At 68.3% G+C, this 15,600-nt stretch carries 1 protein-coding gene; it reads left to right on the plus strand.

The features are described 5' to 3' along the window. Nucleotides 1-30 precede the first annotated feature (30 nt). Nucleotides 31-15,600, plus strand: coding sequence for an SDR family NAD(P)-dependent oxidoreductase (locus OH799_RS06340; protein WP_406276660.1), 15,570 nt, complete (start codon nucleotides 31-33; stop codon nucleotides 15,598-15,600).

The raw sequence follows: 15,600 nt of genomic DNA on the forward strand, positions 1-15,600 counted from the left end.
ACGGTTTTTAAGCAAGATTGAGGATATTCCGTGGTTGAATCTGGGCAGAAAATTGCCATTGTCGGAATATCGTGCCGGATGCCGGGCGCCGCCGACCTCGAGAAATTCTGGCGGTTGTTGCGCGACGGTCGCGACGCTGTCGGCACCGTTCCCGCCGACCGTTTGGGGATCGATGAGACGGCTGGATTCCTCGATTCGGCCTCGGAATTCGATGCCGACTTCTTCGGGGTACCGCCCAATGAGGCGCGGTCGATCGATCCGCAACAGCTGCTCGGTCTGGAACTGAGCTGGGAGGCATTGGAAGACGCCGGCTACCGGGACCGGCGCGGCGCGCGGGTGGGAGTGTTCCTGGGCAGCACGGGCACCGATTTCGCCGAAATATCGGCCGCACAAGGAAAGCCAGGTATCGGCAGGCATTCGCTGTGGGCAGTCGGCAGGGGAGTCGCCGCCAACCGGATCTCCAATCACTACGGGTTCGCCGGCCCGAGCCTCGTGATCGACAGCGGGCAGTCCTCGTCGCTGGTCGCGGTGCATCTGGCCTGCGAATCGCTGCGCAACGGTGAATGCGATGTGGCGTTGGTGGGCGGATTGAATCTCATTCTCTCCCCGTTGAGCGGCGAGCGTTACGAACAATTCGGCGCGCACTCGCCGACCGGGAAATGCCACACCTTCGACGAACGCGCGGACGGCACGGTCCGCGGTGAGGGCGGCGGCATGGTCGTGTTGAAACCACTTGCTCTGGCCGCCGCCGAGGGTGATCGGATCTACGCGGTGATCCGTGGCAGCGCGGTAAACAGCGGCAACGAGCGACAGGTTTTGAGCGCGCCCAGTGTGTCGGCGCAGGCAGCGGTTGTTCGGGCCGCGCTGGCTGCCGCGGCGGTGGAACCGGAGTCGGTGCAGTATGTGGAGCTGCACGGCACTGGTACTCCCGCGGGCGATCCGGTGGAGGCGACGGCTCTCGGCGAAACCTACGGCGTGGGGCGGAATGGTGAGGCGGCGCTGGTCGTCGGGTCGGTCAAGACGAATATCGGACATCTGGAAGGCGCCGCGGGGATTGCGGGTCTGATCAAGACCGCCTTGTGCCTGCAGCATCGGGAGTACGCGCCCAGCCTGAACTTTCACACGCCGAATCCGCGGATCTCACTGGAGACACTGGGTCTGCGGGTGCAGACCGCGACGGAGCCCTGGTCCGCTACCGCGCTGCGTCGAGCGGGGGTGTCGTCGTTCGGTATGGGCGGCACGAACGCTCACGTGATTCTGGAGGAAGCTCCCGCACACGGTGCGGGCGAGGCGACCACCACGACGAACGACGCACGTCCGGTGGCTTGGGTGTTGTCGGGGCAGAGCCCGGAGGCGCTGCGGGAGCAGGCTGTCCGGTTGCGAGAGTGGCTGGTCGAGCATCCGCGGGTCGATGCCGGCGAGGTGGCCCATTCGTTGCTGCGTTTGCGCACGCCGTTGGAGTGGCGGGGCGCGGTCGTCGGGGACGATGTCGAGGCGATGGTCGCCGGGCTGACGGCGTTGGCTGATCCGATCGCGGACGATCGCCGCACGGTGACGGGTCGCGCCGCGTCCCGGAGGGCGGTCTTCGTGTTTCCGGGGCATGGCAGTCAGTGGGTGGGGATGGGTGCGGAGCTGTTGGCGTCCGGTGGGGTGTTCGCGGCAGCGATCTCGGAGTGCGAAGCGGCATTGGCGCCGTTCGTGGATTGGTCGTTGACCGAGGTGTTGCGGGGGACCGATGGGGCCGCGTCGCTGGAGCGTGAGGATGTCGTCCAACCGGTTCTGTTCGCGGTATCGGTGGCGTTGGCGCAGCTGTGGCGGGCCTGCGGAGTGGAGCCGGCCGCGGTGGTCGGCCATTCCCAAGGGGAGATCGCGGCGGCAGTGGTGGCCGGCGGACTGTCTGTGGCGGACGGGGCTCGAGTTGTGGCGGTGCGCTCGCGAGCCCTCACCGAGGAGCTGTCGGGATCGGGGGGGATGGCATCTGTCGGGTTGGCAGCGGATGCGGTGGCCGATCGCTTGACGGCATTCGGTGACCGGTTGTCGATTGGGGCAGTGAACGGCCCCGGGCAGACGGTGGTAACGGGCGACTCGGACGCGCTGGCCGAGTTCCTCGCAGGGTGTGCCGCGGACGGGGTGTGGGCGAGAAACGTTCCGATCGATTACGCGTCGCACTCGCCGGCGGTCGAGCGAATCCGGGATCGCCTGCTGGCGGGGTGGGCGCCGATACAGCCGAAAACCGGTATGGTGCCGTTCTTTTCGACCGTTACCGCGGACTTTATGGATACGGCGGACCTCGATGCCGGGTACTGGTATCGAGGCCTTCGCCAACCGGTGCGGTTCGCCGACGCGATCGAGGCATTGCTGCGCGCTGAGATGAATGCCTTCGTCGAGACCAGCCCGCACCCCGTGCTGTCCACCGCGATCGAGGTGACGGCCGATGCACTCGGTAAATCCGACCAGGTAGCCGTCCTTGGTACCTTGCGACGCGGCCAGGGTGGCCCGGAACACGTCACCGCCGCGCTGGCACGTGCCCATTGCGTGGGCCTCGAGGTGGTGCCGGAGGTGTTGGCGCTGCCCGCCGCGCGGGTGGACCTGCCGACCTACGCGTTCCAACGGCGTCGGTGCTGGGTGCCGGCGGTCGGGGCGGGCGCGGCATCGGGCGATATGCGCCGCGCGGGCCTGCTGCCGGGGAACCATCCGGTGCTGGCGGCCGCCGTGCCGGTGGCCGACCGCGATGAATGGCTGTTCACCGGCTGCCTCGGCCCCGACACCCACCCTTGGCTCGCCGATTACGTGATCTTCGGGTCGGCCGCGGTGCCCGCCGCGGTCTGGGTCGACGCCGCACTGAGCGCTGGTGCGTGGCTCGGCGCCTACTCGTTGGCGGAGTTGCGGCTCACCGCACCGCTGCCACCGCACACCACACCGATGAGCATCCAGGTCGGTGTCGCACCGCCCGACGAGAACGCGCGGCGAAACTACACCATCCACGCCCGTCCCGAGACCGGGTCCGACGGCGACGTCCCGCAGTGGCAGAAGTATGCGACGGGCGTTCTTGTGCCCTTCGCCGACGACGCGCTGTCGTGGTCGGGCGCCGATTGGCCACCCGCGGCGGCGGAACCGCTCGCGGCCGACGAATTGTACGACTGGCTGGCTGACCGCGGAGTGACATACGGAGTGGCGTTTCAGGGAGTCACCGCAGCATGGCGACGTGGCCGAGAGATATACGCCGAAGTGTCACTCGACGAAACCGTTCATGATCGGACCGCGCACTTCGGCGTCCATCCGGCCCTTCTCGACGCGATGCTGCACGCCGGCACTCAGGTACTCGACGAGCCCGTCGGCAGCGAGCTGCCCGTGTCGTTCACCGATGTTCGACTGCATCGCGCTAGTGCCGATACTGCGCGGGTCCGGATCGACCGGCTGAGTGCAGACACCGTCCGGGTCGCGGCTGTGGCGGCGGACGGCGCACCGATTCTCACGCTCGGGCGGCTGGTGTTCGCCTCCGTAGCACCCGCCGAACCCATGGCCACGGCTGCGCTGTCCGGCCCGGAGCGCGCCGTTCGCACGACCCGCCGGCGCGCTGTCGTGGCGGGTCCGTTGGCACCGCGGATGTTCGCTGCCCCCGAGCGCGAACGCGACGCGCTGGTGCTCGCGGTCGTGGCCGAACAGGCCGCGGCGGTACTCGGCCACGATTCGCCCGATGCCGTGCATTCCGAGCTTCCGTTCACTGCCTCCGGGTTCGATTCGCTGAGCGGTCAGCAGCTGCGGAATCGGCTGGTGGCGGCCACCGGCGTGGAGTTGCCGGCGACACTGATATTCGACCATCCCACGCCGGCCGCGGTGGCTCGGTTGGTGCGGTCACGGCTCGAGGGCGTGGACCTCGGTGTGCGGCGGGTGACTCGTCGCACACACTCCGAGGAGCCGATCGCGATCGTCGGCATCGGCTGCCGGTTCCCCGGAGGCGTCGCCTCGGCCGAGGACTTGTGGGAACTCGTGGCGGCGGGCCGGGACGTGATTACGCCGTTCCCGTCCGACCGCGGCTGGGATCTGGAGCGGTTGTTTGATCCCGACCCGGACAAGCCGGGCACCGTCTATACCCGGGAAGGCGGATTCCTTTCCGAAGCAGACGTATTCGATGCGGAATTCTTCGGCATCGGCCCGCGCGAGGCGGCCGCGATGGATCCGCAACAGCGGCTGATGCTGGAGGTCTCCTGGGAAGCCCTGGAGCACGCGGGAATCGATCCCACGGCGCTGCGCGGCACCGACGCAGGTGTTTACGTCGGCGCCTGCTCCTCCGGTTACGAGCGCCGGGTGACCGGCGGGTACGAGGGCTATCGCCTGACAGGAACTTCACACAGTGTGATCTCCGGCCGGGTCGCTTATGTTTTCGGCCTGGAAGGGCCCGCGGTCACGGTGGACACCGCGTGCTCGTCGTCGCTCGTCGCGCTGCACCTCGCTTGCCAGGCGCTGCACCAGGGTGAGACGTCGCTGGTTCTTGCGGGTGGCGTGAGCGTGTCGGCGAGCCCTGATCTGTTCGTCGACTTCGCTCGCCAGCGCGGGTTGGCACCGGACGGGCGGTCCAAGGCATTCGCCGCCGGCGCGGACGGTGTGACCTGGTCCGAGGGCGTCGGCGTCGTGGTGCTCGAACGTCTGTCGGATGCCCGCCGCCGCGGCCACCACGTACTTGCGGTTGTGCGTGGCAGCGCGATCAACCAGGACGGTGCCAGCAACGGTCTGACCGCGCCCAACGGTCCGTCGCAGGAGCGGGTTATCGCCGCGGCGCTGGCCGGCGGCGGACTGGAGCCCGCAGATGTCGATGCTGTCGAGGCACACGGTACCGGGACAACCCTGGGTGATCCGATCGAGGCGCAGGCGCTGATCGCCGCCTACGGAACCGATCGGGACCAGCCGTTGCGAATCGGATCCGTGAAGTCGAACATCGGTCACGCGGTAGCCGCGGCCGGTATCGGCGGCGTGATCAAGATGGTGCAGGCCCTCCGGCACGAAACATTGCCGAAGACACTGCACGTGGACGCCCCGACACCGCATGTGGACTGGTCGGCGGGATCGGTGCGGTTGCTCACCGAGACCGAGCCGTGGCCCACCTCCGACCGGGTGCGGCGGGCGGGCGTCTCGTCGTTCGGGATCAGCGGAACCAATGCGCATGTGATCCTCGAAGAAGCACCGGCAGCTGTCGCGTTCGAGGGCTCCAGCGGCGCGGGTCGGCCCGCGGCGGCGACCGATACGGTCCCCCTGCTCCTTTCGGCGAAGACGGAAGACGCCCTACACGCCCAGGCAGAGTGCCTGAGGCAGTGGATAGTCGACTATCCAGAACTCGATATACGCAGTGCCGCTGGTGCTTTGATCGAAGCGCGTGCGCACTTTGCGAAGCGCGGTGCTGTCGTGGGCACCGATCGAGCGGAGCTGTTGGCGGGCTTGGCGGAACTCGCCGCCGGGGCCGAATCGTCCGGTGTCGTCGAGGGCCGGATCGTGGCGGGAAAGACCGCATTCCTGTTCACCGGTCAGGGAGCCCAGCGCGTCGGGATGGGCGCAGAGCTGTACCGTGCGTTTCCGGTCTTCGCAAGCGCCTTGGACGAGGTATGTGCCGAATTCGATGCCCGGTTGGGCTTGACCCACCCATCGCCCGAACGCCACTGGTCACGGGACTCCGCGCTGTCGTTGAAGGAGTTGATGTTCGACGATGTCGATGGATTGCTCGATCGGACCGAATTCACCCAGCCCGCGTTGTTCGCATTCGAGGTGGCGTTGTGCCGATTACTCGATTCATTCGGTGTCACAGCGGATCTGCTGATCGGACACTCGATCGGTGAGCTGGCCGCCGCCCATGTGGCGGGCGTATGGTCGCTGCCGGATGCGTGCGCCCTGGTAGCTTCCCGGGGACGGTTGATGGGCGCGCTGCCCGTGGGCGGCGCGATGCTGGCGGTAGCGTTCGGTGAAGAACGAGCGGCCCGTGTCCTCGCTGATTTCCCCCATCGCGTGTCGATCGCGGCGGTGAACGGCCCGACCTCGACGGTGCTGTCCGGTGACGCCGATCTGATCCGCGAGCTCGAGCAACGCCTGGCGGGAGAAGGGGTCAAGACCAATCGCCTGCGGGTCAGCCACGCGTTCCATTCGGCGCATATGGACGCGATGCTGGCCGAATTCCGGTCGGTGGCCGAGACGATCGACTACCGCGCACCGAATATCCCGATCGTGTCGAACGTGTCCGGCGAACTTGCCGGACACGACCTGACCGATCCGGAGTACTGGGTGCGGCAGGTGCGGGATTGCGTCCGGTTCGCCGCGGGCGTGGATGCTCTCGTCGCGGCGGGAGCACGACGGTTCGTGGAGGTCGGGCCGGATGCCGTACTGGCCGCTATGGCTCGGCAATGCCTCGCCGAGACCCCGGACGTCGAGGCCGATTCGATGGTAGTTGCGGCCGCGCGGCGTTCCACGGAGGAGTCGACCCGGTTCGTCTCGGCGCTGGCGGAGGCTCACATCGCGGGTATCGAGGTGAACTGGACCGATCTGTTCGCGAACCGGACGACCGGACGAGTGGGGTTGCCGACATATGCGTTCCAGCATCAACGGTATTGGTTGACCGCCCCGGAGACAGGTGATGTTCGGAGCACGGGTCTCGCCGAGATAGAGCATCCGCTGCTCGGTGCCGCGGTGTGGCTGCCGGAGTCCGAGGGGTTGGTGGCGACCGGTCGGCTGTCGCTGTCGAGTCACCCATGGCTGGCTGATCACGTAATCGGTGGCGCGGCACTGGTACCGGGCACGGCGTTCGTGGAGTTGGCGCTGCAAGCCGGGGCGATGGTCGACTGTCCCCGACTGGCCGAGCTCGTTGTGACCGCGCCGTTGATCCTCCCGGCGGAGGGAGCCGTCGAACTGCGTGTCATGGTGGACGAGCCCGACGAGGCGGGATCCCGAGCGGTGTCGGTGTATTCGCGTCCGCAGCGCGAGCGTGCGGCGGAACACGGGGAGTGGATTCGCCATGCGACAGGAGCCTTGGCCGTACAGTCACCGGCGTCGCCGGGGCGGTACGTGCCGACGGACAATTGGCCGCCGTCGGGCGCGGTGCCGGTCGATACGGGTAGTGGCTACGAAGAATTGGCCGAGCGCGGCTACGACTACGGACCCACTTTCCGCGGGTTGACAGCACTGTGGCGGCGTGGCGACGAAATCTTCGCGGAATTGAGTCCGGCCGAGCAGGCGCAATCGTCAGCGGAACGGTTCGGAGTACACCCGGCATTGCTAGACGCGGCCCTGCACGCGATCCTGCTCGGCGGTATGACCGAGCCGCCCGCGCCGGGCGAGATCCTGGTGCCTTATTCGTGGGAGAACGTCGATCTGCACGCGGTCGGCTCCGCGTCGGTTCGGGTGCGGTTGACGGGGGCACCGGGCGATGGGCGCGACCAACGAATCACCATCTTGCTCAGTGATTCTCGCGACGATCCGATCGTCGAGGTCGCCGGCGTGACCCTGCGTCCAGTCGCCATAGATTCTCTCGGCGCGGCGGACGCACCGCGGGTCGACCCGGCACAACTGTTCCAGGTGCGGTGGGACCGTGCCATGGGTGGTGCGGGCGACCGGTCCACCCCGACTGTCGCCACGCTCGCGGGCACCACGGTGGCTGGGATCGACCTGAGCTTCGCCTCGGTTGCCGATGTCGTGGCATCGGAAGACGCCCCAGATGTCGTGCTGTGGCGGGCGGCCGAGCCGTCCGCAGACGGTCCGGAAGCTGTCCGGGAAGCTGTGCACGCCGCATTGGCGATGCTGAAATCGTGGCTTGCCGGTGAGCATGGGCCCGATATTCGACTGGCGCTGATCACAACAGGCGGTGCGGGGCTGCCCGACGAGACCCCTGGCCTGGCTGCTTCCGCCGTTACCGGGCTGGTTCGCAGCGCGCAGTCGGAGAGTCCCGGTCGTTTCGTTCTGGTGGACGACGACCCCGCAGATCCGCTGGATGCCGAGCGCGTCGCGATGGTGCTGGGATCGGGCGAACCGCAGATCGCGGTACGCGGCGGCGAGCTGCTGGTTCCCCGGTTGGTGCGCGCATCCGCGTCCTGGGACGCCGGTATGCCGTCCTTCGGGAACGGGTCTGTGTTGATTACCGGCGGTACGGGTGGGTTGGGTGCTTTGTTCGCCCGGCACCTGGCAGTCGAACACGATGTCCGCAGTCTGGTGCTGACCTCCCGGCGGGGGCTCGAGGCGCCCGGGGCTGCCGAGCTGGTTGCCGAGTTGACGCAGGCCGGCGCCGACGTCCAGGTTTTGGCCTGCGATGTCGCTGATCGTGATGCGGTGCGAAACCTGGTGGACACCATCGAAGCCCGCGGCGGCTTGAGCGCTGTCGTGCATGCGGCGGGCGTACTCGACGACGGCACTGTCGAGACCCTGACCGGTGCGCAGGTGGATCGAGTATTCGCGCCGAAGGTCGACGGGGCGTGGCACTTGGACGAGTTGACCCGGCACCGAGACTTATCGGCATTCGTGCTGTTCTCGTCGATCGCCGGGGTGGTCGGGTCGGCTGGGCAAGCCAATTACGCTGCGGCGAACAGTGTGCTGGATGCGCTGGCACAACGGCGGCGGGCGGCGGGGTCGCCCGCCACCTCGGTCGCGTGGGGGCCGTGGAACCAGGGCAGCGGCATGACCGGTGACCTGGACCGGGTCGCCCTTGCCCGGTGGGAGCGATTGGGTCTGGGCCAACTCGGAAATGCGGAGGGTGTACGTCTTTTCGATGCGGCCGTCGCTGCGCCGGATGCGCGTCCGGCCGCTATTCGGTTCGACGCCGCCGCGCTGCGTCGCGAGCCGTCGATCGATGCGCTTCCCGCCGTATTGCGTGGATTCGTGCCGCGTTCCACCCCCCCGAAGCGGGTGGCGGCGGCAGCGAGTCCGTTGGGTGCCCGGCTGGCCGGGACACTGGAGGCGCACCGCGGCTCCGTGGTGCTCGAGGTGGTGCGTGAGCACGTGGCCGCCGTGCTGGGTCATGCCTCGCGAGATCTGATCGAGGTGGAGAAGCCGTTCAGCGATATGGGTTTCGATTCGCTGGGAGGGGTGGAGTTCCGGAACCGGTTGGGCAAGGCGACCGGTGTGCAATTGCCCTCGACACTGGTGTTCGACCATCCGACACCGGCGGCGGTGGCGAAGCTGGTGCTGTCGAAACTCGCACCGGCGCCGGCGGAAAAGGCAGGGAAGGTCGTGCGCCGCACGCGGACCGATGAGCCCATCGCGATCGTGGGCATGGCCTGCCGGTATCCCGGCGGAGTGGCGTCACCGGACGCACTGTGGGATCTGGTTGCTACGGGAACCGACGCGATCAGCGAGTTCCCGGCCGACCGTGGTTGGGACCTGGAGCGGTTGTTCGATCCGGATCCCGCCCACTCGGGGACATCTTATGTGCGTGAGGGTGGATTCCTGACCAACGCCGCCGATTTCGACGCCGGATTCTTCGGGATCGGCCCGCGCGAGGCCGCGGCCATGGATCCGCAGCAGCGGTTGCTGCTCGAAGTTTCCTGGGAGGCGTTGGAGCACGCCGGAATCGATCCGACCTCGCTACGGGGAAGTGACACCGGTGTCTACACCGGCGTGATGTACCAGGACTACGAGGCAGTGACACGCCAGAGCGGGCCCGAAGTCGAGGGATATGCCCTGACCGGGGCGCTGGGAAGTGTCGTATCGGGCCGTGTGGCGTACGCGCTGGGCCTGGAGGGCCCGGCGCTGACGATGGACACCGCGTGTTCGTCGTCGCTGGTCGCCCTGCACGTCGCATGCCGGGCGCTGCGTCAGGGGGAGAGTTCGCTGGCGTTGGTCGGTGGTGCGACCGTGATGGCAACGCCGACGGTGTTCGTGGACTTCTCCCGGCAACGCGGACTTGCCCGGGACGGTCGGTGCAAATCGTTCTCGGCCTCAGCCGATGGTGTGGCCTGGGCCGAGGGCGCGGCTGTCTTGGTGGTGGAGCGGCTGTCGGATGCGCGTCGGCTGGGTCACGACGTGTTGGCGGTGGTACGTGGGACCGCGGTGAATCAGGACGGTGCGAGCAATGGTTTGACGGCGCCGAATGGTCCGTCGCAGGAGCGGGTGATCGCGGCGGCGTTGGCGGACGCCGGGCTGCGGCCGGCGGATGTGGACGCGGTGGAGGCGCACGGAACCGGCACGGCGCTGGGTGATCCCATCGAGGCGCAGGCGTTGCTGGCCACTTATGGGCGGGATCGGGCGGAGCCGCTGCGGATCGGGTCGTTGAAGTCGAACATCGGGCATTCGCAGGCGGCCGCCGGGGTCGGCGGCGTGATCAAGATGGTGCAGGCACTCCGGCACGAGACCCTGCCGAGGACCTTGCACGCGGACGAGCTGTCGCCGCACGTGGATTGGTCGGCGGGCTCGGTGCGGGTACTGACCGAGGCCGAGCCCTGGCCTGCCCGTGGCCGGGCCCGGCGTGCGGGTGTGTCGTCGTTCGGTATCAGCGGCACGAATGCGCACGTGATCCTGGAGGAGGCTGCACCCTCGACGACGACCGGATCCGCGCTGGTTCCCGAGGATGCGGATGATCGGGGAGCGGACGTGCTGGCCTGGACACTCTCGGCGAATAGCCCGGAGGGGTTGTCGGGGCAGGCGGTTCGGCTCGGGGAGTGGCTGGATACGCATCCGGAAGCGCAGGTTGCGGATGTGGCGTTCACGTTGCTGCGTCATCGTTCGCAGTTGGAGTGGCGTGGTGCGGTGGTGGGTCGGGAGCGGGCCGACCTGAAGGCTGGGTTGGCGAGTCTGGCGGAGTCTGTGGACCAACCTGTCTCCGGTTCGCAGTATGTGGTGTCGGGGCGTTCGGTGGCGGGTCGCCGCGTGGCGTTTGTGTTTCCTGGGCAGGGGAGTCAGTGGTCTGGTATGGCCGCCGAGTTATTGGCTGCGGGTGGTGTTTTCGCCGGGGCAATCGCGGAATGCGAGGCGGCGTTGGCACCGTTTGTGGACTGGTCTTTGACCAGGGTGCTTCGTGGTGATCCGGGCGCGGCGTCGCTGGAGCGGGTAGATGTGGTTCAGCCGACGCTGTTCGCGGTGATGGTGTCACTGGCGCGGGTGTGGCGCGCGAGCGGGGTGGAGCCTGCCGTGGTGGTGGGACACTCGCAGGGCGAAATCGCGGCGGCTGTGGTCGCGGGCGGACTCTCGCTGGCCGACGGTGCGCGGGTGGTGGCCCGTCGTTCCCGGATCGTCGCCGAGGAATTGGCAGGCGCGGGCGCCATGGGCTCGGTGAACGCTTCGGCCGAGGCGGTCGAGCAGCGGTTGGCGCGGTTCGGGGATCGACTGTCCATCGCGGCGGTGAACGGGCCGGGGCAGATCGTGGTGTCGGGAGAGGCGTCGGCGGTAAGCGAGTTCCTGGACGAATGTGCGGCCGAGGGGGTGTGGGCGAAGCGGATTCCGGTGGACTATGCCTCGCACTCCGAGGCCGTAGAGTCGATCCGGGCTCGAGTGCTGACGGAGCTGGAGTCCGTTGCACCGGTGTCGGGTTCGGTTCCGTTCTACTCGACCGTGTTCGCGGAATATACCGACACGGCGACGTTGGATGCCGGGTACTGGTATCGGGGCCTCCGTGAGCAGGTGCGGTTCGCGGAGTCGATCGAGGCGCTCCAGCGTGCAGGCGTGAATGCGTTCATCGAGGTGAGTCCCCATCCGGTGCTCACCATGGGGGTGGAGCTGACCGCCGCGGCGATCGACCTGGCCGATACGGTAGCGGTCCTGGGCACGCTGAAGCGCGAGCACGGCGGACCGGAACAGTTCGTCACCGCGCTGTCACGTGCGTACTGTGCCGGCATCGACGTGGCGGCCCAGGCGTTGGCTCCGGCGGCCGCTCGGGTGGAACTGCCGACATATGCGTTCCAGCGGCAGCGCTATTGGTTGCGACCGGTCGGTGTGCCGGATGGGCGGCGGTCCGGTCTGGAGGAGACCGGGCACGCGTTGCTGGGCGCGATGGTGCAGTTGCCCGATTCCCGGGACGTGGTGTTCACCGGCAGGCTGTCGCCGGCCGATCAGCCGTGGTCGGCCGACCACGCGGTAGCCGGACTGGCATTGCTGCCGGGTGCCGCCATGATGGAGCTGGCTCTGCAGGCGGGAACCCTGCTCGGGTGTTCGCGGGTTTCGGAGTTGGCGCTCGAGGCGCCGTTGCCGATCCCGTCCGCCGGAGCGGTCGACCTGCGCGTAGTCGCGACCGGCCCGGAGGAAACGGGCACGCGGACAGTATCGGTGTATTCCCGGCCGAGCCACGATGATTCGGAAGCGTGGGTGCGTCACGCCGTCGGGACGGTCACCACCGAATCGGCGATGACGCCGGTCGGCGCTGTTCTGGCCGACTGGCCGCCGGCGGGCGCGGCGGCGATATCTGTCGAGGATGGGTACGACGAACTGGCCGACCAGGGCTACGAGTACGGACCGCTGTTCCGCGGACTGACTGCGCTGTGGCGGCGCGGCGACGAGGTGTTCGCGGAGGTCGTCCTGCCGGAAGCCGCCCGGCCGGAGGTCACAGAGTTCGGCATACATCCGGCGCTGCTGGATGCCGCGCTGCACGCAATCCTGCTCGGCGGGCTGGCCCCCGCCGCACCGGAAGGCGCGGTTGCGGTCCCGTTCTCGTGGGAGGGCGTGACCCTGCACGCGACCGGCGCAACAGCACTACGGGTGCGCGCGGCCGTGACCGGTGCCGCGGCGGGGGGCGACCAGATCGCACTCACCCTCGCCGACCCGACCGGCCTGTCGGTGGCCGAGGTACAGGCGTTGACCTTGCGGCCCATGTCGATCCACGCCCTCGGCGCGGCGCACGGCCGGGCCGAGGGCATCGGCTACGCCGTTGACTGGCTCGCACTGTCCACGCCCGCGAGCGAGAATCCTGCGGACGCGTCCTGGGCATCCGCGGACGAGGGAGAAACCGTCACCGTCGCGGAGCGGGTGGCAACCGTGTTACGCCTCGACGAGGCGCCCGGCGATCGCGATCTCCCGGCAGCGGTGCGCGATTCGGTGACCGCGTCGGCCGCGCGGGTACAGCGACTGCTGGCGGCGGACAAGCGTGTCGTTGTCGTCACCCGGCGGGCGATGGCGGTGCATCCCGGCGAACCCGTAGACCTGGCCACGGCCGCGGTGTGGGGTTTGCTGCGCACCGCGCAGAGCGAGAACCCGGGCCGGATACTCGTCGTCGATATCGATGAGTGGACCGACTATCGGCGCTGCGTGGCAATGGCTATGACAGTGGACGATGAGCCGGAGCTGGCGATGCGGCGGGGCATGGCGTACGTACCGCGGTTGCGGCGTGCCGGTGCGGGCATACCTGGTGGCGCTGCGTTTCGGCGGGCCGCGGCCTGGACGTTCCGCGATATGGGTAAGGGCACACTGGCCGAGGACAATTTCGGGCTGGTCGACGACCCGCGCGCGGCGGAACCACTGCAGGCCGGACAGGTCCGGGTGGCAGTGCGGGCCGTTGGTCTCAACTTTCGTGACGTGCTCGTCGCACTCGGTACCTATCCCTTCCCGGATGCCCGAATCGGCGGGGAGGCGGCCGGAATCGTGCTGGAGGTCGCACCCGACGTGACCGAATTCGTTCCGGGTGACCGGGTTTTCGGGCTCTTCTGGGGTGTCGACTCGGTGGCCGTAGCCGACCGCAGGCTGCTCGCGAGAATGCCGCGCGGCTGGTCGTTCACCCAGGCCGCCGCCGTGCCGGTGGTGTACGCGACCGCCTACTACGGGCTGGTCGACCTCGGCGGGGCGCAACCGGACCAGACCCTGTTGCTGCATGCGGCTACGGGTGGTGTCGGGATGGCAGCCGTGCAGCTCGCACGACACCTGGGCTTGCGGTTGCTGGTCACCGCCAGCACCCCCAAGTGGAGCGCGCTGCGCGAGATGGGGTTCGACGACTCGGATATCGGTGACTCGCGCACACTGGAGTTCGAGCGGAAGTTCCTCGAGGCAACCGCCGGTCGCGGTGTGGATATCGTGCTGGACTCGCTGGCTGGGGAGTTTGTGGACGCCTCGCTGCGATTGCTGCCGCGGGGCGGCCGGTTCGTCGAGATGGGGGTGCTCGACCGACGGAACCCGGCCGAGGTCGCCGCTGCACATCCTGGCGTGGACTACCGGAGTTTTGTGCTGCTGGACGTGGATCCGGATCGGCTCCACGAGATCCTGACGGCGCTGGTCGACCTGTTCGACACCGGAGCGCTGGCGCCTTTCCCGACCACCGCATGGGACCTGCGGCAGGCGCCGGAGGCGTTCCGGTATCTCGGCCAAGCCCGACATATCGGCAAGAATGTACTCACCGTGCCCACGCCATTGCGGCCCGACGGCACCGTCTTGATCACCGGCGGCACCGGGGTTTTGGGTGCGGTGGCCGCGCGGCATCTGATCATCGAGTACGGCCTGCGCCGGCTGGTTCTGGCGAGCCGACGCGGTCCGGACGCGCCCGGGGCGGCCGAATTGCGGGCCGAACTCACGGCGCTCGGCGCGGACGTCGACATCGTCGCCTGTGATGCCGCCGACCGGGCGGCACTGGACGCGGTGCTGGCGACGATCCCGCCGGGCCATCCGCTGACCGGCGTCGTCCACACGGCGGGCGTGCTCGCCGACGGTTTGTTCACCGCGATGACCGCGGAGCAGATCGCGGACGTACTGCGGCCGAAGGTGGATGCGGCGTGGAACCTGCACGAGGCGACCAAGGACCTGGATCTGTCGCTGTTTGTGCTCTACTCCTCGCTGACGGGCGTGATCGGCACCCCCGGGCAGGCGAACTACGCTGCCGCCAATGTGTTCCTCGACGCGCTGGCCCAGCATCGGCACGTGAACGGCCTGCCCGGGACCTCGGTGGCCTGGGGGCTGTGGGAGCAGAGCACCGGCATGACGGGGACCCTCGGAGCGACCGACCTGGCCAGGTTGCGGAGGGAAGGCATCCTCGCGCTGAGCGATGACGACGGTATGGCGCTGTTCGACGCGGCGCTGGTGGCCGGTGACTCTGCGTTCGTGGCTGCGCGGATCGACCGGGCAACTCTCGCCGAGACGGACTCCGGCCTGCGCGCGATAATGCGCGGCCTGACCGGGCCTGCGCGTCGGCGAGTCGCCGCGGAGCGGAGCGAGTCATCCGGCCTGGCAATGCAATTGGCCGACCGGTCGGTCGACGAGCAGAAACGAATGATTCTGGACGTGATCCGGAGGCAGGCCGCGGCTGTGCTGGGACATGCCGCGGTGGACGCGGTCCTCGCGGACAGGCCGTTCACCGAGATCGGATTCGATTCGCTCGGCGTCATGGAGTTCCGTAACCGACTGAAATCCGCTGTCGGCGTGCAGTTGCCCGCGACAGCGATGTTCGACTATCCGACGCCGCGAGCTTTGGGCGCGTACCTCCGGCGGGAGATCGTTCCCATCGATGATCCCGCGGAGCGGATAGCGGCCGAGGTCCAGTCGCTGACCCGCGATTGCGCGGTGTCCGAACTGTCGCCCGAGCAGCGTTCGGATATCGCAGAAAAGGTGCTCGCGCTGTGGCGCGAACTCGAGGAAAAGGCCGCCGGCGATGTCGAGGAGGACCGCCCCGACCTCGAAACCGCGGAAGACGATCAACTTTTCGAGTTCATCGACCGTCTCAGCTGA

This window comes from Nocardia sp. NBC_00881, assembly GCF_045207455.1.
GTDB lineage: Bacteria > Actinomycetota > Actinomycetes > Mycobacteriales > Mycobacteriaceae > Nocardia.